General features: G+C 41.0%; 27 protein-coding genes. 18 read left to right on the top strand and 9 right to left on the bottom strand.

What is annotated here, in order from left to right; all coding sequences use genetic code 11:
• Window positions 1-500: 500 nt before the first annotated feature.
• The 3 genes from PX482_RS18130 to PX482_RS18120 all read right to left on the bottom strand — a co-directional run bounded on the left by PX482_RS18130 (window position 501) and on the right by PX482_RS18120 (window position 2,006).
• Window positions 501-812: an MgPME-cyclase complex family protein gene (locus PX482_RS18130; protein WP_002761404.1), complete on the bottom strand. Its 312-nt coding sequence runs from the start codon at window positions 810-812 to the stop codon at window positions 501-503.
• 67 nt (window positions 813-879) lie between these two features.
• Window positions 880-1,602, bottom strand: a complete 723-nt coding sequence (locus tag PX482_RS18125) for a pyridoxine 5'-phosphate synthase (RefSeq protein ID WP_216628908.1) — start codon at window positions 1,600-1,602, stop codon at window positions 880-882.
• 59 nt (window positions 1,603-1,661) lie between these two features.
• Window positions 1,662-2,006 carry a YbaB/EbfC family nucleoid-associated protein gene (locus PX482_RS18120; RefSeq protein WP_002761406.1) on the bottom strand — a complete coding sequence of 115 codons (345 nt, stop codon included), beginning with the start codon at window positions 2,004-2,006 and terminating at the stop codon, window positions 1,662-1,664.
• A 263-nt stretch (window positions 2,007-2,269) separates the two neighbouring features.
• Here PX482_RS18120 and PX482_RS18115 point away from each other — a divergent pair, with 263 nt between their 5' ends.
• Window positions 2,270-3,466 (top strand): DUF4377 domain-containing protein, encoded by a 1,197-nt coding sequence (locus PX482_RS18115; protein ID WP_002761408.1) that lies wholly within the window; start codon window positions 2,270-2,272, stop codon window positions 3,464-3,466.
• Window positions 3,467-3,827: 361 nt separating this feature from the next.
• Here PX482_RS18115 and PX482_RS18110 read toward each other — a convergent pair whose 3' ends face one another.
• Together PX482_RS18110 and PX482_RS18105 are read right to left on the bottom strand one after the other, a co-directional pair.
• Window positions 3,828-4,604, bottom strand: a complete 777-nt coding sequence (locus PX482_RS18110; RefSeq protein ID WP_288095135.1) for a slr1353 family protein — start codon at window positions 4,602-4,604, stop codon at window positions 3,828-3,830.
• A 201-nt stretch (window positions 4,605-4,805) separates the two neighbouring features.
• Window positions 4,806-4,937 (bottom strand): hypothetical protein, encoded by a 132-nt coding sequence (locus PX482_RS18105; RefSeq protein WP_256378312.1) that lies wholly within the window; start codon window positions 4,935-4,937, stop codon window positions 4,806-4,808.
• A gap of 88 nt (window positions 4,938-5,025) precedes the next feature.
• Here PX482_RS18105 and PX482_RS18100 point away from each other — a divergent pair, with 88 nt between their 5' ends.
• The 16 genes from PX482_RS18100 (at window position 5,026) to PX482_RS18025 (ending at window position 18,420) form a co-directional block, all read left to right on the top strand.
• The gene (locus PX482_RS18100) at window positions 5,026-7,278 is read left to right on the top strand and encodes a ribonuclease R family protein (protein WP_002761410.1); all 2,253 of its coding nucleotides are present in this window, start codon (window positions 5,026-5,028) and stop codon (window positions 7,276-7,278) included.
• A 2-nt stretch (window positions 7,279-7,280) separates the two neighbouring features.
• Complete coding sequence (locus PX482_RS18095; protein WP_002761411.1) at window positions 7,281-8,069, top strand: DUF3153 domain-containing protein; 789 nt, start codon at window positions 7,281-7,283, stop codon at window positions 8,067-8,069.
• A gap of 420 nt (window positions 8,070-8,489) precedes the next feature.
• On the top strand, window positions 8,490-9,536 hold the full coding sequence (gene fbp, locus PX482_RS18090; RefSeq protein WP_002740533.1) for a class 1 fructose-bisphosphatase: 1,047 nt from the start codon (window positions 8,490-8,492) through the stop codon (window positions 9,534-9,536).
• Between the two features lie 27 nt (window positions 9,537-9,563).
• On the top strand, window positions 9,564-10,028 hold the full coding sequence (locus PX482_RS18085; protein ID WP_002761412.1) for a hypothetical protein: 465 nt from the start codon (window positions 9,564-9,566) through the stop codon (window positions 10,026-10,028).
• Between the two features lie 51 nt (window positions 10,029-10,079).
• Window positions 10,080-10,271 carry a hypothetical protein gene (locus PX482_RS18080; protein WP_288026924.1) on the top strand — a complete coding sequence of 64 codons (192 nt, stop codon included), beginning with the start codon at window positions 10,080-10,082 and terminating at the stop codon, window positions 10,269-10,271.
• The gene (locus PX482_RS18075; protein ID WP_288026926.1) at window positions 10,246-10,608 is read left to right on the top strand and encodes a type II toxin-antitoxin system PemK/MazF family toxin; all 363 of its coding nucleotides are present in this window, start codon (window positions 10,246-10,248) and stop codon (window positions 10,606-10,608) included. Before PX482_RS18080 ends, PX482_RS18075 begins: the two co-directional genes overlap by 26 nt.
• 175 nt (window positions 10,609-10,783) lie before the next feature.
• Entirely contained in the window at window positions 10,784-11,026 is a 243-nt protein-coding gene (locus tag PX482_RS18070) for a hypothetical protein (RefSeq protein ID WP_288026928.1), read from the top strand.
• Between the two features lie 456 nt (window positions 11,027-11,482).
• Window positions 11,483-11,830 carry an NADH-quinone oxidoreductase subunit K gene (locus tag PX482_RS18065; RefSeq protein WP_002761414.1) on the top strand — a complete coding sequence of 116 codons (348 nt, stop codon included), beginning with the start codon at window positions 11,483-11,485 and terminating at the stop codon, window positions 11,828-11,830.
• The gene (locus tag PX482_RS18060; protein WP_288026930.1) at window positions 11,827-13,263 is read left to right on the top strand and encodes a cation:proton antiporter; all 1,437 of its coding nucleotides are present in this window, start codon (window positions 11,827-11,829) and stop codon (window positions 13,261-13,263) included. The genes PX482_RS18065 and PX482_RS18060 overlap by 4 nt, the downstream gene beginning before the upstream one ends.
• Window positions 13,260-13,643 carry a Na+/H+ antiporter subunit E gene (locus tag PX482_RS18055; RefSeq protein ID WP_288122796.1) on the top strand — a complete coding sequence of 128 codons (384 nt, stop codon included), beginning with the start codon at window positions 13,260-13,262 and terminating at the stop codon, window positions 13,641-13,643. Before PX482_RS18060 ends, PX482_RS18055 begins: the two co-directional genes overlap by 4 nt.
• Window positions 13,640-13,891, top strand: a complete 252-nt coding sequence (locus PX482_RS18050) for a hypothetical protein (protein WP_002739224.1) — start codon at window positions 13,640-13,642, stop codon at window positions 13,889-13,891. Before PX482_RS18055 ends, PX482_RS18050 begins: the two co-directional genes overlap by 4 nt.
• Window positions 13,888-14,157 carry a monovalent cation/H(+) antiporter subunit G gene (locus tag PX482_RS18045; RefSeq protein ID WP_002761419.1) on the top strand — a complete coding sequence of 90 codons (270 nt, stop codon included), beginning with the start codon at window positions 13,888-13,890 and terminating at the stop codon, window positions 14,155-14,157. Before PX482_RS18050 ends, PX482_RS18045 begins: the two co-directional genes overlap by 4 nt.
• Window positions 14,158-14,165: 8 nt before the next feature.
• Entirely contained in the window at window positions 14,166-14,708 is a 543-nt protein-coding gene (locus tag PX482_RS18040; RefSeq protein ID WP_288122794.1) for a DUF4040 domain-containing protein, read from the top strand.
• A complete protein-coding gene (locus tag PX482_RS18035) occupies window positions 14,708-15,370 on the top strand; it encodes a Na(+)/H(+) antiporter subunit B (protein WP_125730147.1) in 663 nt (220 codons plus the stop codon). The genes PX482_RS18040 and PX482_RS18035 overlap by 1 nt, the downstream gene beginning before the upstream one ends.
• 271 nt (window positions 15,371-15,641) lie before the next feature.
• Window positions 15,642-17,741, top strand: a complete 2,100-nt coding sequence (locus tag PX482_RS18030) for a DEAD/DEAH box helicase (RefSeq protein ID WP_002761424.1) — start codon at window positions 15,642-15,644, stop codon at window positions 17,739-17,741.
• Window positions 17,742-17,748: 7 nt separating this feature from the next.
• Window positions 17,749-18,420: a DUF2290 domain-containing protein gene (locus PX482_RS18025; protein ID WP_002796746.1), complete on the top strand. Its 672-nt coding sequence runs from the start codon at window positions 17,749-17,751 to the stop codon at window positions 18,418-18,420.
• A gap of 188 nt (window positions 18,421-18,608) precedes the next feature.
• Here PX482_RS18025 and PX482_RS18020 read toward each other — a convergent pair whose 3' ends face one another.
• Window positions 18,609-20,780, bottom strand: coding sequence for an EF-hand domain-containing protein (locus tag PX482_RS18020; protein WP_288026934.1), 2,172 nt, complete (start codon window positions 20,778-20,780; stop codon window positions 18,609-18,611).
• 293 nt (window positions 20,781-21,073) lie between these two features.
• Between PX482_RS18020 and lepB the strand changes: the two genes are divergently transcribed.
• A complete protein-coding gene (gene lepB / locus PX482_RS18015) occupies window positions 21,074-21,676 on the top strand; it encodes a signal peptidase I (RefSeq protein WP_002761427.1) in 603 nt (200 codons plus the stop codon).
• Window positions 21,677-21,936: 260 nt separating this feature from the next.
• On the opposite strand, the gene PX482_RS18010 is transcribed toward lepB, so the two are convergent.
• The 3 genes from PX482_RS18010 to PX482_RS18000 are packed head-to-tail and all read right to left on the bottom strand — an operon-like array spanning window position 21,937 to window position 24,261.
• Window positions 21,937-22,794, bottom strand: coding sequence for a hypothetical protein (locus tag PX482_RS18010; RefSeq protein ID WP_288026937.1), 858 nt, complete (start codon window positions 22,792-22,794; stop codon window positions 21,937-21,939).
• Window positions 22,775-23,449 carry a helix-turn-helix domain-containing protein gene (locus PX482_RS18005; protein ID WP_288026939.1) on the bottom strand — a complete coding sequence of 225 codons (675 nt, stop codon included), beginning with the start codon at window positions 23,447-23,449 and terminating at the stop codon, window positions 22,775-22,777. Before PX482_RS18005 ends, PX482_RS18010 begins: the two co-directional genes overlap by 20 nt.
• Window positions 23,446-24,261: a TIGR04255 family protein gene (locus PX482_RS18000; protein WP_288026941.1), complete on the bottom strand. Its 816-nt coding sequence runs from the start codon at window positions 24,259-24,261 to the stop codon at window positions 23,446-23,448. The genes PX482_RS18005 and PX482_RS18000 overlap by 4 nt, the downstream gene beginning before the upstream one ends.
• Window positions 24,262-24,534 lie beyond the last annotated feature (273 nt).

Below are 24,534 nucleotides of genomic sequence, written 5' to 3'. Positions count from 1 at the left end.
GGACTTTAACAGGTCAAAAGCCTTATTTTAAAAGGGTTTTACCATTATTCAGCAAGCCCTAGGTAGGTGTTAAAAATCGTTAGATACCCCCCTTATTAAGGCTGTCCTTTAGTCACATCTTTCTTAACATTTCAAACCTTTGTAGCACAAGGCTTTCAAGACTCGGTTAACAATCTGTAATATTCCTTGTTGACACCCTTACTGACAAGGAAAAAACTGAAATCAAGTCAGGATAAGGGTTGGAGTGCTTACTGAAAAAATTGTTAAGAAAGATCCCTATAAGGGATAAGCTAAACGGCTTTTACTTCGGATCACCGATATAGACTCCAAAAGGGTTATAGCTGTTGGATCATGCAGGTTAAGCGCCGTTTAGCTTAGCTTATTAAGGGGGGATTAAGGGGGGATCGGCACCCCCCTTATCAAGGGGGGCAGGGGGGATCGAACCCAAAATCTATCTTCTATTTAATTATAACCACTTATTTACCACAGACAAAAAAGGGTTATTTTAACGGTTCGGGAATACTATCGGAAGGAGCTTCAAACTGTCCGGTAATAACGTATTCTAGACGCAATTTCAGCCAAGTAATAAACTGTTGGTTGAGAGAAACAATTGCCGCTGCCGGTTGGGGAGTTTTGTTTTTGATATCGGCAAAAGCGGGGGTATCTAAAAAAGCTGGATTGGCAATTAACCAAAAATCAATTTCTTGACCTTTTTCTTGATAATTCCTGATTCTTTCCTTCAAAACTTCCTTTTCGATCGCTTCTTCTTCTAAAAACTTTTGACTGGCTACCAAATAATAATAAGTTGTCATCATCTTTCCTTTAATTTTTCAGTGTAATTGTTCGTTAGTCGGGAGATTAGCTGATAGCTGATGGCTTTTACAATTGTCCACGCATAGCCAATTTCATTTCCCTAACAGCCCGTTCCAACCCGACCAAAACCGCACGACTGATAATTGTGTGACCAATGTTCAATTCTTCCATATTGGGCAAACAGGCGACGGCATAAACATTCCAATAGGTCAAACCGTGACCAGCATTCACCCGCAAACCCAGAGAGGAAGCGTATTCACAACCTTCTTTAAGAATTGTTAACGATGCTTGACGCTCGCTCTCCTGTTGTGCTTCGGCGTATTGACCGGTATGGAGTTCAATAAATTTCGCTCCCGTATTAGCGGCCGCTTGAATTTGGGCAAAATCGGCATCAATAAACCAACTAACGGGGATATTAGCCGCTTGCAGGCGCTCTACAACCCGACAAAAACGGTCAAAATTGCCCAGCATATCGATCCCCCCTTCCGTGGTCACTTCCTGGCGCTTTTCGGGGACAAGGGTGACATAATCGGGTTTAATATCGAGAGCAATGGCGATCATTTCCTCCGTCGGGGCCATTTCCAGATTCAGATGAGTCCGCACCGTTTGCCGGAGAATCCGCACATCGCGATCTTGGATATGACGACGATCCTCGCGCAAGTGAACGGTAATGCCATCAGCACCACCGATTTCGGCCAAAACTGCCGCCGCCACGGGATCCGGTTCCACGGTGCGGCGCGCTTGGCGAATTGTGGCCACATGGTCGATATTGACACCCAAAGTCAGCAAAGTTGAACCTCCTTGTTTGTTAGTCCAACTTTCCATCTTACCATTGCCGTCAAAAGCGATTACATACTGGGGATATTTAAACCACTGGTCAGTTCTTCCATTTTGCTGCGCATGGTTTCCGTGGAGGCACTATAGGCGACTTTCATGGCTTCTAGAATAGACCCAGCCACAATCTCCAGATCTTGGGAGAGGAGAGCCGGATCGATTTCAATCCCCCGGGGTTCTTGGTTGCCACTGAGATAGACTGTCACCAAGCCATTTTCACTCTGGCCGGGAATTTCCATATTTTCCAGTTCTTCTTGCAGAACTTTGGCCCCTTGTTGCACCTGTTGCGCTTTTTGGAAAGCGTCTTGTAATTCTTTAATCTTACCGAGACCGAATCCGAATCCTTGTCCTTGTGCCATGATGTTTTTTTTGTTTAAGGGGTCACTCAAGGTTTTTATTGTACTGCTTAAGGTGAACTGGGGTCAACTTTTGGCCATTTGAGGGCAAAAAGTGATTATTGACAACGATGACTTTCTGACTGGGTTAAGGTTTGAGGGAACTTGTTCTCTCTTCATCCGTCACGGGATGGTCAGAAAGAGAAATCCGAAAAATTATCCTAACCACTCAGTCGATTACCCCACGCCATAATACAATTGTTGCTTTGACGAGGAGAATAGCAATTTTGAACGCCAAAAAAACGGGAATTTTCTTGACAATTGCCCTAAGTTGTGCTTTAGCGGGGAAAGCAGCGATCGCTAATACTTCCCCTTTGGAGGGGACTCGATGGAAACTAAGGGGTTGGACAGCCGGAAGTTTGGTGAAAGAAACGGAAATTACTGCCGCTTTCCAGAAAAATATCCTCAGTGGTTCGGCCGGATGCAACCAGTATAATACCGGCTATCAAGTCAATAATGGCACGTTCCAGATCAACCAAGCGATCGCTACTACCAAAAAAGCTTGTCCGGAACCGCAGATGAAACAAGAAAATCAATATCTGGCCGCCTTGCAAGGAGTGGAACAATTCCAAGTGACAGCTAAAGGCGATTTACAGTTATTTTATCGTACTCCCGAAGGTTTAGGAATCCTCACTTTTACCCCCGCACCGACCACCACGCGCACGGAAAAGACAATTTATATCAATTCTAGGAAACAACCCTGTAGCCAAGGACCAACCAAAGACTGTTTACAGATACGAGAAAAACCAGAGGAAAACTGGAGATTGTTCGCCAATAGTATCGAGGGATTTGATTATAAACCAGGATTTTTATATCAAATTAAAGTTAGCATTGAAACCGTCTCCAATCCAGCTAATAATCAAAATTCGGAAACATGGAAGCTATTAGAAGTTATTAGCCAAACCCCAGAAAAAGAGACTCCGCGAGCTTGGTTTGATCGACCGTTAACTAATTGGAATAAAGCCAAGGCACCTATCCCCAAATCTCCCGTTAAAACCGTGATTGATAACCAGTGTCGTGAACAGGTTCGTCCGGCAATTACTGCCAATGATCAAGCACTTAATAAAGCAGGATGGTTACTGTACGGGTCCGTGCAAACCTATGGTAAAACTAGCGTTATTTCGGCCATGAGTGGAGTGGATGGAATGTGCCGACCAATGGGTTATCAAGACTTTGTTTTTGTCGATGGTAAATTCGCTGGCACTCTTTCCCCGCGACCGATGGATTCCCGCACTGATGGTGCATCTCAGAGAATTGTTTTACAAAATAGCGATCGAATTATTGTGGTTTTTAATCGCTATAAAGATACGGATCCTCTCTGTTGTCCTTCCCAATTAAGTCGCGTTATTTATCAAATCGAAACAGTCAGCGGAGTGCCAGTTGTTGTTCCCAAAGAAGCAGAAACAGAAGCAGTGAGAAACTAATTCAGTTATCAGTTATCAGTTATCAGTTATCAGTTATCAGTTATCAGTGAGATAGGGAGATAGGGAGATAGGGAGATAGGGAGATAGGGAGATAGGGAGATAGGGAGATAGGGAGATAGGGAGATAGGGAGAAAAAGACTGGCAGCTAATAGCTTACTTTTTTATTATATCTCCCGCAAAAGTGAGTTTTTAATCGCAGATGCTATTAAAGTCCTTAATTTAAGGATTTTTACAGAAAAAGATCGCTTTTCTACTGCTAGAAAATAATCTATTTCTTTCTGCTTCTCCTGACTCGGAGAATACTGGCTCGGAGACTTCTCACTTAACGGAAGATTTTTGATTTATGCAGCAGGTTTAGTGATTAGGCACTGATACTAGATAAGTAGTTATAGAATTCTAATAACTCCTCATTAGTTAGCAGTAAACGGGACTTTTTGCCATAGGTAGAAATCAGGTATTCCCGACCTTTTTCTGTGGTCCAAGCTAATCGTTTCATCTCCACATCAATTTTAGTTTTAAGAACTGAATAATCGATTTCTTCGGGAATAACAACAACTGGTTCCGGTTCTGGGGGTTCTTCTTCGGTTAAACTCGCTTCTTCTGGCAATTCTGATAATAAGGAGTAATTATCGGTTTCCATTTCTAATAATAAAGGCTCTGGTTCTGGTAAAGGAATATCCTTAACTTGGGGTAATTCCGGTTCAATTTTAGCTGGGGGAATATCCTTAACTTGGGGTAATTCCGGTTCAATTTTAGCTGGGGGAATATCCTTAACTTGGGGTAATTCCGGTTCAATTTTAGCTTCAGGACGAGGTATTTCAGTGACTTTAGGCGTTTTGGTCGATTTTTTGGCACTAGCGACGGGTTTAGGTAAATCTTCTGGTAGAGAAATATTATTGGGGCTGACTTTTTCCACAAGCTGGAGATCGGGGGTGCTTTCAGCCTCTAAAAGCAGTAAAGCTCGTTCTCTGGCTCTATCTTCGGCGATTTCCACCGTATCTGCCGCAGCTAAACCTGTAACGACCGTTTTTCCCTCAATTTCGACGATCGCTTTCACAATATACTTGCCGTGATCGATTTGAACTAACTCACTAATCAGGGCAACTTGGGGGTAACGTTGGCGTAACTTTTGCAACATGGTGACTTTTTCGAGTTCTTTTGTACTTATATTAGAATACTCTATCGCAATTATGGAAAAATGTAGCAAGTTCTTGCTAAGATTAAAGGTTAGATAAAATTTTCAGTTCTAGGATTAGCCTTGCCCACAGCAACAAGATTCTACTAGGCTGAAGCTTCTGCCAGAAAGACTAGCGATCGCCGAAAAGTTTGCCGGTGTTCGCTATTGGCTTATACTAACGAAGGCTTCGATAATTCTCAGGGTAGGTTCGGGGGTTCGATGCTTGGTCAGTTTACCTTCACTGTCACCAGCAGCGATCGCAATTACCCCGACAGAGATAATCTCTCGAGTCAATGGTTTAAATCAATCTTCTCATTATTAAGTATTTAAACTTAATTATTCACGATTCCGTCAGTGTCTTGTAAGTAAGGATTATTGTTAGATGGACTTCTCGATCGCCACACTCCTCTCTCATCTTAGTGATGATAAATTAGCTACGGGTAAACTTCTCGAAAAAAAACTGGGCTGCGAAGACGATCCCGAAAGCTGCGAAAAATTGCAAGTGATTCTCGGTGCTTTGGAACGTCTGGGAATGGTTGTCAAAGAACGCGGGCGCTATCGTCGTGTGATCGAGGAAAATGTCGTAGAAGCAAAGCTGCGCTGTTCCAGTAAAGAATTTTGCTTTGCTATCCAAGATATCGAAGATGCTGATGACATCTACGTCTCGAAAAATCATTTAAGTAACGCTTGGAATGGCGATCGAGTTTTAGTCAAAATCATCCGCGAGGGGACCCGTCGTCGTTCCCCGGAGGGAGAGGTGAGATTAATTCTCGAACGGGCTAATCCTTCGCTTCTAGCGCAAGTAAAACAGGAAAATGAGCGGTTTGTGGCGGTTCCCCTGGATGATCGCCTGAAATTTACCCTTAATCTCCTCGAAAACGGTCAAAATCTCCAAGAAAACATCGATCACCTCGTTCATGTTTCCGTCCTCCGTTATCCCCTAGGGGAAATGCCTCCCATCGGTAAAGTTACTCGTGTTCTCGGTTCCACGGCCGAGGCCGCTGCCGACACCGATATCGTCTCCTGTAAACACGATCTACCCCATAATTTTCCGCCGGAAGCCCTCGAAATTGCCGATAATTTAGCGTATTTCTTCGATAGTGGCGAAAAAGAACAACTGCGAGATTTAACCCCACTCTTCACCTTTACCATCGAAGATGACAACCCCCTGGATTATCCCCCGATCATTGAAAATGCCTTTTCTTTAGAGAAAATCAACCAAAATCGCTGGCGAGTCGCCATTCATATCAGCGATGTGGCCCGTTACATTGAACGGGGCGGATTATTGGATAAAGTTGCCAAAAAACGGGGAACTGCCGTCTATTTAGGCGAAAAAGTGCTGCCATTAGTCCCGGCTGCCGTTACCAGTCGTTGTTCCCTGTCACCGCAAGAACAGCGCCCCGCTATTTCTATCCTCGTCACCCTCGATGACAAGGGGGAGCTAGTGGAGTACGAAATCACCCGCAGCCTCATCCAAGTGGATCAACATTTTACCTATCAACAGGTGCGCGATCTGCTCAGTGAAGAAGATAGCGAAGCTGCCCCCACCGATACCGTTGAAACCCTGAAAGATTTATTTTTTAGCGTTTGCCCCACCCTAAAATCCCAACGTCTGCAGCGGGGTAGTTTTGATATTAAATTAGACAAAATCTCTCCCTACAAAGACGAAGGACGGGGGGGGACTGTTCTCGCTTCTAATAATTTACCGGCCCGTTCTTTACTGACAGAAGTGGCAATTTTAGCCGGCAAAGTCGTCGCTGAACATTTGCAAGCTTTACACTTACCCTGTATCTACTGTGGACAATCGGAACCGGATTGGGATGAATTGGAGGATTTACTCAAATTAGCCAATAATTTAGGGGCAGAATTAAATTTAACTGCCGAGGAGGAGATTAAACCCAATGACTATCAAAATCTCACCCGCATTTTTTCCGCTTCCACATCGGTGAAAGTCCTCAATTATCTCCTGCAAGAAACTCTCAAATTAGTTAGATATAGCAGCCATCCTTTACAGCATTTTGGTTTGGCCTATCCTGGCAATTATACCCACTGTCTCTCACCCCTGCAAAGATATGCCGATCTTTGGGTACAACGGGTGTTAAAAATCTTATTAACAGAGGGGAAAGATCGCCGCAGCAAAATCGTCAAAGTCGGGGTTAATTTGGGCAGTAATAGCTGTCATGGACAGATTCATTGGAATATTCTACCGAGCCAAATTCAGGAGGAGTTAGAAGAAGAAAGCCACCTAATTGTTTCCCATCTCAATGATCGCTCAAAAATTGCTGAAGATGCGGAAAAAGACCTAGAAGGATTGAAAAAAGCCGAGAAAATGAAAGAAAGAATGGGTCAAGTTTTTCGCGGCTTAATTACCGGTGTACAATCCTATGGTTTCTTCGTGGAAATTTCCGATTTATTAGTGGAAGGGTTGGTCCATGTTTCTTCTCTCAAGGATGATTGGTACGAATATCGCGCCCGTCATAGCTGTTTGGTAGGACGGAAAAATCGCGTTGCCTATCGTCTCGGTGATGAGGTAGAAGTGGAGATAAAAGATGTAGACTATTATCGTCAGCAAATCGATCTAGTTACGGTTAGCGGTGGCAGTTCAGCAAGTTATGACGACTTAGAAGAAGATTAATTATGAATCAACCAACCACCGAAAAAATCGGAAAAACCCGCTTTATTCTGCCCTTTTTATGCGGTATTTTTCTCTTTTTAACTGGCTGTGTCCGTTACGATGTGGGCATTAATTTTCCCCACCAACACCACGGGGAAATTATTCAACATATCACCCTCGGACAACGCTTAACCAGTCTCAGTCAAACCGAAGCCACTAAATGGTTAAATAGTATCGAACAGAGGGCAAAATTACTTAAGGGGAAAACCGCTCCTATTTCCGAACGAGAAATAATTGTGACTATTCCCTTTAGTAATAGTCAGGAATTAGAGGAAAAATTTAATCAATTTTTTGATCCTAGTTCTTCCTTTAAAATCAAAAACTCTGCTAATACCGATGATATAAAGTTACTGCAACTAGACTCAAAACTGGCAGTTACAGAACGAGATTGGTTCTTTTTGACTCAGAAAAACTTAAAATTAACCGTTGATTTGCGGGCTTTAGGTGTACTTTCTGAACAGGGAAATATTATCGTTAGCCCCGGTTCTTTAGTCGATATCGACTTCGCTTTAAAGACTCCCTTCGCTGGTCAAAATATTGAAGATGACTCAGGATTAAATCCCCCGGTAGAACAAGTTGACAATCAGTTAATTTGGCATTTAAAACCGGGAGAAATTAACACCATTGCGGCAGCTTTTTGGCTTCCTAACTATTTAGGTATCGGCACAATAATTATTGTTTTAATAACAGGTTTTGCCTATTACTTGAAATATAAACGCTTGCCCGGTGTATCCCCATCGACTTCAAGTTAGATGGCAACTAAGTAAGCTAAACGGCGCTTAACCTGCATGATCCAACAGCTATAACCCTTTTGGAGTCTATATCGGTGATCCGAAGTAAAAGCCGTTTAGCTTAGTTAGTGTTAAAAACTGTCAGACACCCCCCTTATCAAGGGTAGGGTTGATTCATGAATTAACCCTACCTTGAATCAACCCTACCCGGAATCAACCCTAGGATTAAGGGGGGATCGAAACCAAAATTTATCTTCAATTTAATTATAAACAGCTACTTATTGACCAAAATTTAATGATCAATGAGGGGAAAATTAGCCAACTCTAAAACTGATCTAAAAATTGGCCCGCAATAGGGAAAATCTTGGCTAGGATCAAACCATAGTCATAATTGAGACTAGACGGGTTTCCCTTTTTACTTCAACACTGGCAATTACAGTTATGGTTAGCAATATTCCCTTTTCTATCCCCGAACATAGCCTCGATCGAGATTGTACCACCCTCTCTCGTCACGTCCTGCAACAACTACAAAGCTTTTCCCCCGACGCGCAGGATTTAAGCGCAATTATGAGTCGGATTGCCCTAGCGGGAAAATTAATTGCCCGTCGTCTCAGTAAAGCGGGATTAATGGCGGATGTGCTAGGTTTTACTGGAGAAACCAACGTCCAAGGGGAATCGGTCAAGAAAATGGACGTTTTTGCCAATGAGGTATTTATCTCGGTTTTTAAGCAAAGTGGTTTAGTTTGCCGTCTTGCTTCCGAGGAAATGGATAAACCCTATTATATCCCAGAAAACTGTCCCATCGGTCGCTATACCCTACTCTACGACCCGATCGATGGTTCTTCCAATGTGGATATTAACCTAAATGTGGGTTCGATTTTTGCCATCCGTCAACAGGAAGACAATGATTTAGACGGAGAGGCGCGGGATTTACTGCAAAATGGTCGTAAACAAATCGCCGCCGGTTATATTCTCTACGGACCCTCTACTATTTTAGTTTACTCGATCGGTCGCGGTGTTCATGCCTTTGTCCTTGACCCCAGTTTAGGGGAATTTATCCTCGCCCAAGAGAATATTATTATCCCCGATCACGGTCCGATTTATAGTACCAATGAGGGCAATTTTTGGCAGTGGGATGAGGCAATTCGCGACTATACTCGTTATGTCCACCGTCATGATGGTTACACGGCCCGTTACAGTGGGGCATTAGTGGGAGATATCCATCGAATTTTAATGCAGGGAGGCGTTTTTCTCTATCCGGGTACTGTTAAAAATCCCCAGGGAAAATTGCGCTTAATTTATGAAACTGCTCCCCTTGCTTTTTTAATTGAACAGGCAGGAGGTAAAGCTAGTGATGGGGTGACAAATCTTTTAGATATCGTTCCCGATAAATTACACTACCGCACACCTTTAGTGATCGGTAGTGTCGAAGATGTTAAATTGGTGGAGTCTTTTATCGCTGATCGCCGTCATCGCGATCGAGTTTAACTTATAGTTTTATTTAGAGATATTGACATGGATTTACAAGCTCTGAAGTGGACTAAAAATGTAAGGCGACACGATGGTACATGGGCATATCGGGAATATAAGGTTTCTAATTCCTTCAAACTGGCATGGAAAGACGATGAAGTCAATGCCAATAAACCCGAAAAAGATAGTTTGATACTACTCAGGCAGCAAGGGTATGTTACCCATTTAGTAAAAGTTCTCGACTGCAAAGCCAAACGTGAAATTGGCAAGGATAATTACGACATCTATCGAATTGTTGAGGTGCTTTGGGCTATTGATTTTGATAATCCACCTGTATCAGCCAAAGCAGATGCGATGTTTGATTATCGAGAAGTTCTCAACTATCAGGGTGGGAAGGTGATGGAATTGGAGAAGTTACCAACTTTCAGACAGCGTTGGGATGACGATGGCGGTTTGGGGGGATTCCAAACTTACATTCAGAATTTATTGGGGCTGTCAAGCAATGACTAAGAGCCTTGTTAAGCTTGTGTTATAGTATTGAGCAGATATAGGGCAACCGCTATGACTGCTATAGTTCAGGAACTTTTAGATACCTTTGACCGCTTGACAGACTCAGAGCGCTCAGATTTGCTATTAGAGATTCTGAAGCGGACAATTCACCTGGATTTTCCGCCCTTATCTGATGAAGATCTAGTCCTCAATGCCGAGGGAATTTTTCTAGAATTAGATGATCAAGAAGCTTCCTGTGGATAGCCCTGATCGTGGTCAGGTTTGGCTGGTTGATCTGGGTTATGTGGCCAAAGTCAGACCCTGTTTGGTTATCAGTATTCCTGCGCGCAATCAAGAGCGTGCCTTAGCGACTCTGGTTCCACATACGACAAGCTCTCGTGGTTCAAGATTTGAAGTGAAAGTCCAAGCTCGCTTCCTTAGAGAAGGAGTCTTTGATGTACAAAACATCGTTACAATTCCCCATGCAAAGCTTTTGCGTAAATTAGGAAATCTGACATCTGAGCAAATGATGGAGGTTGAGAATGCGTTACTTTTTTGGCTAGGGTTTGAAGAGAGGAATGATCAAGAAAGCGAAGATTAGTCTGTGCGCTAGTTGCAGCGGAAACATAACCAATAGTTAGGGTTTGCGGCAAAAAGTTTTTCGTGGAGTGTGGGGTGTTTAGGTTTATTCAGCAAGCCCTAAATACAATCGAATCCCTTTCGGATAATTATTCTAGTATGAGAACATGAGTTGTTCTTAAGGAGCTATCTAAGTCATGACGATCACTATAGAAGATTTGCTGTTATCTTTGCCGTTAGTTAGCAGTGAAGAAATGTTAGCTGGAATGAGTTTTATTAAAAGAGTGATGGTAATTCTGGACTCTAACATTTTAAGCTTATTAGTAACCCCGCTCGGTGAAGACTGGCCAGAAGATCAAAAGTTATTTACAGAAGTTTATCAATGTACCGAATGGGTTTTATCGTCTGCTGGCAAGAGGAGCTTGTCTGACTTCATCTGATCTATGTGATTATGAGGTTAGACGAGAAGTAAAAGCGTGCAAGAATTAGATAAGTTAAGGAATGTAATTAAGTTTCAGAAAGTCAGTTTTATTTTACTACAAAAAGCCGCTTATCTTTGGGCTGAAAAGTTAAAGAAAATATTGATATAGATTGTATCCTATCGGCTCAATGGTCGCTACTCAAAGAAAAATATCCCAGTCGTCGGGTTATTATTGCCAGCAAAAATATCAAAGATTTCCAAAACATTACTGATTGCTCCCTCTGGGAAGATATACATTATTAAAGCGAAACCGCTTGCTTTTATTTTTTTCAATAATAATTATAGATCCAAAACAATCTATTGGCCGCCCGAAAATTCCCCCCATAATCTTGAGAATTTTTTGATAAATAGGACTCGATCGAGGATAATTAGAAGAAATATTTTGACTCATAACCAAATCTAATCAAGAAGCCCAGTGACGATTCCCCTCCTAGAGTTGTTTGTATTCGCCACCGTTTTGTGCGGATTTTTAGGAACATTCCTGAAAAAAAACTTAATCATGAAGATTATCGCCATGGATGTCATGAGTACCGGCGTTATCGCCTACTATGTGGTGATTTCTTCCCGTGACGGTTTGTTTACTCCCATCCTCAGTACAGTTAAACAGCAAAATTACGCCGATCCTGTACCCCAAGCAGTGATTTTAACAGCGATCGTCATCGGTTTTTCGATTCAGGCGTTAATGCTGGTGGGAGTAATGAAATTAGCTAAAGATAACCCCACCCTCGACAGCAGCGAGATAGAAAAAAATAACACACCATGAATACTTTAACGATCGCTTGGATAAGTTTACCCTTTTTGATCGGCTTTATCATCTATTTATTGCCGCGATTAGACAAATATCTGGCTCTCGCCACCACTATTATCTCTCTCGCCTATTCTCTCCTTCTATTTAGCCAATCCTCCCCCATAACCCTCAACCTACTAGATAATTATGGCGTGAGACTGGTAGCCGATCAGTTAAGTGCCTATTTTATCCTCACCAATGCCCTGGTGACGATGGCAGTTATTTTTTATAACTGGGAAAGTAGCAAAACCGCCTTTTTTTACGCCCAAGCTATCATTCTTCACGGCAGCATTAATTCTGTCTTCGTCTGTGAGGATTTTATTAGCGTTTACGTTGCCTTAGAAGTAATTAGTATTGCCGCTTTTCTGGTGATTGCCTATCCTCGCAGCGATCGCTCTCTCTGGGTTGCCCTGCGTTATCTGTTTATCAGCAATGTGGCGATGTTATTTTACCTTATTGGCGCAGTTTTAGTCTATAAAGCCAATAATTCCTTTGCTTTTGCTGGTTTAAAGGGCGCACCTCCCGAAGCCTTGGCTTTAATCTTCATGGGATTATTAGTCAAAGGGGGAATCTTTGTCTCGGGATTATGGCTACCGATGACACACTCGGAATCGGAAACCTCCGTCTCGGCGCTGATGTCGGGGGTGGTGGTAAAAGCTGGCATTTTTCCCCTCCTGCGCTGTGCTTTAATCCTAGAGGATTTGGATGTCCTAATTCGGCTTTTCGGGGTGCTAACGGCGATTTTTGGCGTGTCATACGCAGTGTTTGAAAAGGATAGCAAGCGGATGTTAGCCTTCCATACTATTTCCCAGTTAGGTTTTATTTTAGCCGCCCCGGTAGTCAGTGGTTTTTATACCCTTACCCACGGTTTAGTTAAATCTTGCCTATTTCTGTTAGCGGGAGTTTTACCCAGTCGCAATTTTAAAGAATTACAGCAACAATCGATCCCTAATTCTCTCTGGATTGCCCTAGTGGTTGCTAGTTTTTCTATCTCTGGATTCCCCCTATTATCTGGTTTTGGTGCGAAAGCGTTAACGATGAAAAATTTAGTCCCCTGGCAAGAGATTATGATCAATCTTGTGGCGGTGGGGACGGCGATTTCCTTTGCTAAATTTATCTTTTTACCCCACGCTGGTGGCGAAAGTAAACAGAAGCTAACTATCGGTTTCTGGATAGCAATAATTCTGCTCCTTGCCGCCCTATTTTTAGCCAATGCCGTCTATGTTGAAGCTTATAATCTCCCCAATCTTATCAAAGCTTTAGCCGTCATCGGTGCCGGGTGGTGGTTATATCTGGGAGTTTTCAAAAAGTTATCCCTAAAATTATCGCGAGCCTGGGAACAATTTGATAATCTCGTCGGTATGATGAGTATAATGTTAGTTCTATTGTTTTGGATGGTCTTAGCATGATCGGACATATAATTCTGCGTTTAACTATGTGGTTTTTACTCACCGCTAATTTTACCCCCGCTAATATTATGATCGGGGTGGCTATTGCTTTTCTTTTGCCCCGTAATTTCGCCTCTAGCGAAACTTTAGGCGATTGGTTAAAGGTAATAATTAAAGTCTTTATGGCTATTCCCCAAGCTTATAAAGAAGCGTTTGAAATTATCTTTCGTCCCCACAAGGAAGAAGAAATTATTTTGGAGAGAATTTCGGTTAAACGTTCACCCAGACTGGCTTTTTGGGATATATTTCTCATTACCTTTACCCCGAAAACTATCGTCACCGAATACAAGGAAAATGAGGGTTATGAAGTTCATCTAATTAAACGGAGTTCCCAGGAATGAATATTGTTCTCATTGCCATGATTGTCGCCCTATTAATTCCCCTTTATGAAGTGGCCAAAAATGATGACATCTGGCAAAAAATGGCCGCCTTTGCCAGTGCTTCCAGTAAATCATCGATTATTATTCTAGTAGTTTCAGTTCTGCGGGATGATTGGATGATTGGAGTGGTAGCAGTGATTATTCTCAGTGTCGGTAATGCTGGCTTTATGTTATTAGCACAAATTCTTAAACGACTGAACGAATCATGATTAACATTTTCAGTTATATCTGCATCGCTATCGGAGTTTTTTTCTGGTTTTGGGGAACGGCGCATCTTTTAGACAAGCGCTCGGTATTATATAAATTACATGGTCTATCTGTCGCTGATACCTTGGGTTCTATGGCGATTATTTTCGGGCTACTTTTGAAAGTTCCCCAAAATTGGCCTTTATTGTTATTGGCAATAATTTCCTTAGCAATTTGGAACACCATGTTAGGCTACGTTTTAGCTTATACTTCTAGCGATCGAGAGTAGAATTAAAGATGAATGAAAGTTATCTCTATGTTATTGTTGCCCTCTTGCCTTTAACTGCGGCGATGGTGATGTTACAATCTAATCCCTACCAAGCTCTAGTAATTCGCGGGGTTTTGGGAGCAATAGCAGCCTTAGTTTATGCTTTATTAGGGGCAGCAGATGTGTCTTTAACCGAAGCTTTGATGGGAACCATGTTAGCCGTAACTCTCTACGCGGTGGCGATTCGTTCCTCTTTAGTGATGCGTTTAGGAGTAATTGCGGAGGAAAACGATACAGTTTTAGAACAGTTAAAAACTCAACTACAAACGGTTTTAAGTAAACGTTTTATGCGTTTAGAATTAGTTGCCTACAGTGATAAACAAGCTTTGCAACAGGCACTTAGGGATAAAGATGTTCATGCCGTCTGTATCCGTCAAGACAATCCAGAAACTATCTCCTACGAAACCACAATTAGATTACCCTATCTCTACGATATTTTTAAAAATGAATTAACGGCAGCCAACACAACTTTAACTTGTATTGAAACCCCAAAATTAGAGGAGAAACACTAATGAAATGGATTTATACTCTAGCCGCCATTGCCTTCGCTATCAAAATGGTAATTATTCCCAATACTGCTTCCTCTGTATCATCCTTAGAAATTGTTGAATCCCTAGTGCGCGACGGCGGTGTTCCTAATGCGGTTTCGGTGGTTATTTTTCGTAATCGTCTCTACGATACCATCTATGAAGTGGTCGTTTTTACCATTGCCATTATGGGGGCAAATTTTCTTTTAGCCACCGAAAAACCCGCCAGTAAAATCCATCAATTTACCGACCAACCTTCAATTATTTTAGCCCGTTTAGGGGCAACAATTACCGCTTTAGTGGGCATTGAATTAGCTATCCGCGGACATTTAAGTCCGGGGGGAGGTTTTGCCGCCGGAGTCGCCGGAGGTACGGCAATTGGTTTAATAGCAATTACCTCGTCTCCCGAATGGATGCAAGCAATTTATCGCCGTTGGCAAGCGGCAACATGGGAGAAAATTTCCGTCTTAGTTTTTATTGTTTTGGCTGCCATTACTCTCTCAGGATTTGAGTTACCCCACGGGGAATTAGGTGCGCTATTTAGTGGTGGTATTTTACCGATACTAAATATTTTAGTCGCCGTTAAAGTAGCTTTAGGTTCCTGGGCAGTAATCCTCGTTTTTATCCGCTATCGCGGTTTATTGTGAGAGGTTAATATCTATATTTATAGAACGTAGGTTGGGTTGAAGCATGAAACCCAACGCCCACTCATGTTACGCTACCGCTAACCCATCCTACAAATAATTGTGCCTCCCTACTTAATAGCTATAATTTATAGCTTTAGGTCAAAACTGGGGATTAACCGATAATCATAACATGACTTGATGGTTGAAAAAATGCTATAGTAATTTTGTTGCCCTCCTCAAGAATCAATAGGCATCTAATGATTCTGCTAAAAGAACTCCCGAGGTAAAAATTATGGTTAACGTTATTCGCGGTTCTTCAGCTAAACCTGTATCTTCTCAAAGATTAGCTAAATATTTTGAGGAAAGAACAGATATAGAGGGAACATTGTATATCGGCTATCCTATTATTGGAACTCCCCAAGGAGGATATCAAATTGATGCTCTATTAGTCTCTCGTCAGCAAGGGGTTATTATTTTTAATATTGATGAGGGAAAAAATTATGATTTGGATATTGAAGGCACTCAAGACGAGAGCATAACCAAGTTAGAAGCAAAACTGCTGTCTTATAAAGAGCTTGTTCAAAAAAGAAAGCTAATAGTTAACATTTCTGTAGCCACCTATGCACCGATTTGGAATAATTATCCAGAAGGAATTAACCCAGAGGAATATCCTGTTCTTATTAAAGATAAAGATCTTGATGATTTTATCAAGAAATGTCAAGGCAATGATTCTGAATATTTCGAGAAAGTCAACTCAGTTATACAAGCTGTTACAACCATTAGAAAAAAAGACGCTCGCAGTTATGTTGTTAAACCAGATTCTAGGGGAGCAAAGTTAAAAAAATTAGAAGATTCTATCGCTAATCTTGATGAAACTCAAAATAAGGCTGTTTTAGAAACCACTAAAGGTGTACAAAGAATTAGAGGTTTAGCAGGTTCGGGAAAAACAATTGTCTTAGCGCTGAAAGTAGCTTATCTTCATGCAACTCATCCCGATTGGAATATTGCTGTTACCTTCTATACACGCTCGTTAAAGGATCAATACAAAGATTTAATTACTCGGTTTAGTTATGAGCATAAAAATTCCGAACCAGACTGGGAAAAAGTAAAAATTATTCACGCTTGGGGAAGTCCTGAGATAGAAGGAATTTATTATGAGCTATGTAAACGACATAATATTGAATATTTAGATTTTAGTCAAGCAAACAACCTAACATATTTGTTGAATGAAGACCCTTTTGAGTTTGTCTGTCAAAAAGCCTTCCGAGAGATTAAAAAATTTCATCAATATTATGATCTTATTTTAATTGATGAAGCTCAAGATTTTCCTCAAGACTTCTTAAGACTCTGCTATGAAATCTTGAAAGATGATAAACGTTTAGTTTATGCCTATGATGAGTTGCAAAGCTTAAATAGTAAAGTCATGCATTCTCCCGAAGTTATTTTTGGAAATGATAATCATGGTAATCCTAGAGTTAAATTGGAGAATTTACCCAGCGAACCCCAACAAGATGTGGTTTTAAATACTTGTTACAGAAATTCTCGTCCTATTCTGTCCTCTGCTCATGCTCTAGGTTTTGGAGTTTATTATCCACAGGGACTAATTCAAATGTTTGATAATCCTCAATTATGGCAAGATATTGGTTATGAGGTTGAAGAAGGAGAATTAAAATCAGGAGAATTTGTTAAACTGATTAGAACCCCCAAAACCAGTCCTAAATTCCTTGAAGAACATTCTTCTATCGATGATATTATCAACTTTAAATCTTTCGATAACAATCAGGAGCAATTTGAATGGCTAGTGGAACAAATTGCCAAGAATCTCAAGGAAGATGAATTAAGATGCCAAGATATTATGGTTATCCATCCAATACCTAAAAATGCTCGCAACGTTTTTGGAAAAGCTAGAGAAATGTTATTTACAAAAAATATTAATTCTCATTTAGCAGGTAGCACATCTTCTCCCGATGAGTTTTTTCAAGAAAACTCGATTGCTTTTACACAGATTTATCGTGCAAAAGGCAATGAAGCGGCAATGGTTTATTTCATTAACGCTCAAGAATGTTTATCTGGTTCACAAATTGCTAGTAACCGCAATATTTTATTTACAGCGATGACTAGAAGTAAAGCTTGGTTAAGAGTTATTGGTTATGGAGCAAATATGCAAGCTTTAGAGAGGGAATTTCAGGAAATTAAATCGAGAAATTTTGCTCTTGAGTTTACCTATCCAACCCCCGAAGAACTTCAACAAATGAAGAAGGTTTATCGAGATACTCTTAATACCAAGAGATATAAAAATGACAGGGAAAAGCAAGAATTAATTGCCAAGTTAAAAAGTATAGAATTTTCATCAGATGAAAAAAACGAAATTATCAAAATATTCCAAGAATAGTTAAGAAATGCTTAATGTTCAGAATATCTTTAAGGATGTTAAAAATTTAACGGCTAAATTGATAGAAGTAGGATTATCAAGTCAGCAGAACTTTCCGACTTTGAATAAATTGAGTCAAAATATTTCTGAGATTAGCTATGCCAATAGTTCCGACTTATCCATTGCCCTAAAAAATGTTGCCTATCAAGATATTTATGATGAGCTTGATCGCGGTAAGAATTATAATATTAAAATGATTGATGGAGCCTTGATTCAATTACTTTATCGCTTCCAAGGATCGCAGTTATTATCCCATAGACTAGCTTTCTTCTCATCCCCTTATTTAGAATCTTTTCAAAATGAGCCAGAACTATATGAAGAAGATGAGATATTTGCCGATATTATCGACAAAAATATTGTAGCTGTACCGATTAGATTTGATTACGATCCTGATAATTTTCAAGAGATTCATCACCCCAGATGTCATCTCACCCTAGGACAATTCAAAAACTGCCGAATTCCAGTGTCCTCCCCTTTAACACCCAGCATATTTATTGCTTTTATCCTTCGTAACTTTTACAATACAGCCTATCATCTATATTCCGAGCAGATCAATTTTAACAATCAGCGATTTCCAGAAACCATAACTGAAATAGAAACGAATATACTACATTTTGCTATTAAATCTCCCTCTCTATAGTCCCTATTGGATTTACCCTCATACAGTTCAGCGAAACCTCGAAATTTTTTCTCAAAAAAGCTTGACAAAATCCCTCAACTTGCCTTATACTTTCTAGTATAATGGGAATCCGTGCCTGCCTGCGAACAGCTATTTTTTTAAAGAAAAAAAGGAGTCAGGGAAAATAAAGACTCCTTATCTAAGACAGTTTATTGGTGGAATTGGTGCAGTAGGTCGCGAAACTCCGGAAAACTAATCTGATGATCGCGACCGGCATCGGCATGGTGTAACATAGCTTCGATTTCCTTGTCTGTCACCCCCGGTTCGATCGCCTGAAGACAAGCTTTTAACTCCTCAAGGCTAATTTGTCCAGAGCTATCACTATCGAATAGCTGGAATCTTTCCAATAAAATTCTTTCCTGTTGATCACGATCGCTGTCACTACTAAAAGATAGACGATCAAAGACCTGAAAAGCGCGGGCGATATTTTGCCATAATTGACGGGACAGAGGACGATGGAGAATCGTTTCCTCCTCCTGACCGGTAACTCCGTACTCCCGACGCAAAGACTCGACAGTTTCCGTTTCCGAGGCCGGCAATTCCGTCAATAAATGCTTGATCGCCTCCCTGGAACTCTTACCGGTTAACACTTCCAGCAATTCTGACCCCACCCGGCGATCGGGGTCTTTTTTCCAAGTCACCAACAAACTTTCTAACAAAGCATCGCGGTAACTCTGCAAACGCAACCAATCCTCGCGACTATACTGCTTGTCCGGATCGAGAAGTTCGGCCGATTCCACACCCAACTCCGTTAGAATTGCCTGATGTTCGGCCTCGGTAATCGTCAACTCTAAGCGCATTTGTTCTAGGATTTCGAGGCTGTGGCCGAAGTCAGTATATCCCTCCTCCAAAGCCTCTTTTAACAAGGCTTTGGAGGCTTTTAAACACTTCTGGTGGCTGAAATCCGGCAGTATCTTGGCCAATACATACACCTCATCCGCGTGCAAAGCTGACAGCGATCGCCCATCAAGATATTTAGCCGTATCGAGACCCAGTTTACCCAACTGTTTACGCAATCTTCCCGCTAGTCCTTCTCGTTGGTAACGGTCGGGATCCCTTGTCCAGGTGCGATATAACCATAAACTACTCAAAACAGCCGGTAAAATATCAGCGAAATAATACCAAAATTTTGGCAAAAGATTAATAAAAGGACGACCAGCGAAAATAAAGAAGAAATTGAAAATCAGAAAAGTTCCGACAGTAAAGACGCGGTGACGGATAATTTCGGTCGGTAAGGGCGACTTTTTGCGGATTCTATAGACTTTATAGGCATTTTCAACTTTTTTACCGAGAAAGTAACCCAAAAAAGTGCAGATTGCCAAAGTTAAGGGGACAGCTACCAGCTTCGGAATCGCAATTGCCTGACCTGCAAGATAAAAACCCGGTTGAAAGAGGGATTCTAGTTGAGTTTCTTCGTGCGCCCAAGCTCCAGAGAAATAATAGTCCCAATTGCCAGCATAGAGATAATAATAGATAAAATAGCCAAAAACTAAGCCAAAATAACCGTAATAAAGCCATTGGTGATCGCTCTTAGTAATCCCATCCCAATAGGATCTTTCCGCATCGATATCGATACAGGGACTCTGACAGGCAACACAGGCACTTTGTTCGCTACCATCTTCATGGACAATACGACACATAGATTGAGTAATCCCACCGCGACTGTCTTCGTGAGCGGTACTATTCAGTAAACCCCTCGGTTCACCGTAAATCCTTTCCACTGGACTCAAGGGACAGAAATAGTTACACCAAGATTTGCCTCCATACCAGTAACCCACAAAGATCGCCGCTAGAATAGTCAAGATTAAAAAGCTACCCAAGACTAAGCGATCGGAATTATCAAAGAGAATCCGTCCGCATAAACCCAAAAATAACAGACTTAATTGTAGATAGAGATAATTCCGGGCTAACCAAGAGTTTTTCGGCACTTTATAGATTTCATAGCGGACTTTCCCCGATTTATCGGTGTATTTTTTCTGACGCTGTTTACCCAAAGCGCGCGGTATTTGAGAAAGAAAGGATAAAGGACAGATACGCCGCCAGAGTTCGTGACCGAATACTAATAAGATAAAAATGCTACTAGGAACCACTATTCCCCAAAAAATCGGCGCAGCTAACTGATAGGAGGATTGGGGTAGGCAAACCCCCTGGACTTTAATGCACACATCGGGATCAACTCTCAGGGGACTAGAAAGATTGTTAGGATCGGTTAATTGTGCCGAAATCGGGTCAAAAAACAGAGAAAATATCAGAATTAACCAAGCGATGGTCACAACCCATCGCAGATAGTGCATTGATCGTTCGGGAATTTGTGCAAACATAGGTCTAAGTAGTGACGGAGAAGAGACTTTTAAGGGAGATTAGGGGTTCAATCCTCGAATTTAACGTTTTTCCTCTAATAGCGGCGAAAAACTTGCCTTTTTGAGGGACTGCATTGCCTTTTTCTACCCCCGAGGAAATTCCCCTTCAGGCAGCAGGATGCGGCGTTGACAAATTAACAGTGATCCAGTATATGTGGGAAAATTGTCTTAAAATATTATCTACGCTGCTACTATCACTAGACTAGAACATTAAAGAGCGTATTGGCTTAATCCTTCTCAAAAGTTTAAATTCTATGGCTGAAAGCTTGAACCATAAATCCGAAAAACCCTCTCCTCCTCCCGTCCCCCAAGAAAACCCTTGGCTAGAAGCAGTTAAAACCATTGTCACGGCTGGAATTTTGGCTTTTGGCATCCGCACTTTTGTGGCCGAGGCCCGTTATATTCCCTCTTCTTCCATGGAACCCACTCTCCAGATTAACGATCGCCTAATTATCGAGAAAGTTAGCTATCATTTTCAGAAGCCAGAACGGGGTGATATAGTGGTTTTTAGTCCGACAGCCGCTCTCAAAGCTCAAAATTTTCATGATGCTTTTATTAAACGGGTGATTGGACTACCGGGGGATAAGGTGGAAGTCAAAAACGGTCTAGTTCACGTCAACGGTAAAGTTTTAGCGGAAAAGTATATCGCCGAAGAACCTAATTATACTTTCGGACCGGTGACAGTTCCCCCCGATCAATATTTGGTTTTGGGCGATAATCGCAATAATAGTTATGATTCCCACGCTTGGGGCTTCGTTCCCCGGGACAACTTAATCGGTCGCGCCGTGGTGCGTTTTTGGCCCTTCAATCGTCTGGGAGGACTTGACAACCCCGACGCTGCCATAAATCAGAATTAATGTCAAGAAAATTTAGTCATTCTCAATAAATTCTAGACATTCTTGACCGGTGAAAGCCTCCACTGGTCTAATATTGGTCTTCTCAATTGCGATCGAAATGACTAGAGATTTTTCAGTATCATGAGGTACAGTAACTAATATCAGTTATCAGTTTTTTAGCCATCAGCTTGTTTCTCCCTCTTCCCTAAAACTGGAGACTTTGTATCTCACCAGTATCAGAATTGCGACAATATTTGGAAAACTTTTGTAATTATAGTTTTCTATAAATCTAAATTTTCAATATTGCTTTGGGCCATAGACAAATGCTCAAGATCCAGTTGATCACTCTCAACATAATCTTTTGCGGTCATATCTTCTAAGCTTACTACTAAACCATCAGACTGAAAACGTCCAGAGTTAGGTAATAAATTTAACCACTTATCTAGCCATTTGTCCCATCCAATGTCATTATAGTCCTCTTGTTCTTCTTCACGAATAAAATAAAACATAAGTTCAGGATTTTCATCATTCCACGAAGGTCTTGCACTAACTCTAATTTCCCGCAAAGCTCGTAAGGCTTCCCCTTCATCACTTTGTTTAGTATGCTTATCTTGCATCCGGTTTTGAAGTTTACTGACAAATTGAACAAAATCATCTGGAAAAGCAAAACGAATTCTTTTTCTTGCTATCGCTTGTCTTAAGAGTCTTTTTTCTTGATCAGTTACACAACCCTGTTGACGATTCCATTGTAAGATCAATGCTTTTTCGGCTGTCATTACCCTATCGAGATCAGCTACTAAGTTTAGTTTGGCAAATCCTTCAATGTAAGCGTATTGAGGTCGTCTGCCTTTTTTTATCTCACTAATTTTTTCAGCTTCAATTTCTACCAGAGGAACAACTTCTAGAAAAGGACGTTCACAACAAGAACGGACAATATCGCAAGTTTGTGTAACAACAACTAGACCTTTTACTTCCGATTCTACAAGATCATTTTCTTCACCATCTTGCTTTGTAGAATCAGGTGTAAGAGGAAATTGAGGATTAAATCGATGAACAAACCGCTGTTCTCCTAAAACAAAATCCCCTTGACACCATGTTTGTAACTCATTGTTAATGAGATCAATCTGTTTGCTTTCCACTGCGATTTTGACCACTCCTCAATGTTTTAGCAGGTCTAGAACGTCCAACATCATGATGAATAGAATCTTGTAAAGCATCAATTAATATCTCCGGTGGTAAAGGCCTACGAAGCTCACTCTCCTCCTCAGACAAAGGTCTTAATTGCGGTCTTTTGGGTGGATTACCACGCCCAAGATTCTCTCTTACTTTATCATATTCTCCTGATATTAATTGGTCTAAAGGCAGTTCCCCATCAGCATTAGGATTCAATAATAACTTACGGTTAAGACTTGCACTTCCTCGATCAATATATCTAATCACTCCCAGTAATCTATTTAATTTCTCCTCATTGTCACTAGCTAGAGGCTGTCCACTTGCCCAAAAATGAATGCTTCGACGTGAAACATTAAATAGTTTAGCAACTTGCTCCCAGGTCAGTCCACTGGTTTTTCTGAGTTCATTAATCGCTTTTTGACTATCTTGAAAAAGATGAGGGTTTTGCTTCGGAATAACTATTCCGCTATTAGTTCTTTCTGAAATCGCTAGTAACTTTTGAGCGGCAAGATTATCATAGCCAATGGTACTGGATTCCGCAATACCAGGAATCATTCTAAATCGTTTTTGAGGATTGATTGAGCCAAAAGTATTTGAACGTTCAATCACTAAGTTACTCATTGTTCACCTCCAAAGCGTCTTAGAAATTCTTCGGTTACTGACCATCTAAAAAAAGTATAAATTCTTTCAGAAAATCGTTTTGCATCCTCTAAAATTTTTTCAACGTCAAATTCTTGATTCTCTGAAATAGACATATCTAAATCAAGAAACCAACTCGGTTGATCAATCGGTTTAAAGACATTTGGATCAAAAGTAGCGTTACCCGGAATCAATCCCCATCTTGCTAAAAGTGTCTCTTTGGTATCAGGTAACTGAAACAGAGATTCATTATAACTTTGAAGAATATGTTCTTGAAATGTTGACGCTGTAATATTTATCAGTTCTGATCTGACTAAATTAGAAATATTCTCTACATCAATACCCTCAATACGATCAACATATCTAATACCGATTCGCTCAACAAGGTTGGGTTGAATATGTTCATTAACCGCAGTTAAAACTTCTCTCATTCGCTCTAAAAAGTCCTGACGACTGACATACTTTGATGTGTCTAAGGCTACAAAATTAGACGCTAATGAGACTCGCCAATGATTATTGGCATCTGTAAATTGCCAGATAACCTCAGCTTGAGATCTGACGGCATCTTTTTCTTGATTATCAAAAGTTAATTGATAAGTTCGTTCCTGCCGTAACTTAGGATACTTTGTTCTAATAGCTTCCTGAAATGGAGTCACAAATTTCCTATCCTCAACGGCCAGAATTTGTGGGAACCGTACTTGTCCAAGCACACACACTAGAGGTGCATTAGTTAAGTGAACCTCTGGAGGAGTTGGATCGATCAGTGGATTGTTAATATCGACCACTTTGGACATTTTAGGCTATTTATCTCCTATATTAAGCGTTTTTAGCTAATAGAACACAATAACTATCGGAAGAACTGTTCTGCATCTCCATTGTACGGCAAGACTGTGAAATAACCAGTGAAGTTTAAGAATTGCTATATTTAGGGTCTGCTGAAAAAGTTTTTCCTGGGGGTAGGAGTCAGTAGCCGGTCGTCAGGAGTCGGTCGTTTCAGGCTTTGTTGCCCTTGTTTTTTGTACCAAGCGATGTACCACAAGAAGGATAATGCAAGGTTTTTGAAAGTC

The sequence above is a fragment of the Microcystis sp. M53602_WE12 genome (assembly GCF_030065455.1).
GTDB classification, from domain to species: domain Bacteria; phylum Cyanobacteriota; class Cyanobacteriia; order Cyanobacteriales; family Microcystaceae; genus Microcystis; species Microcystis aeruginosa.
Note: the sequence above shows the minus strand (reverse complement) of the source record. Positions and strands in the feature narration are given on the sequence as shown.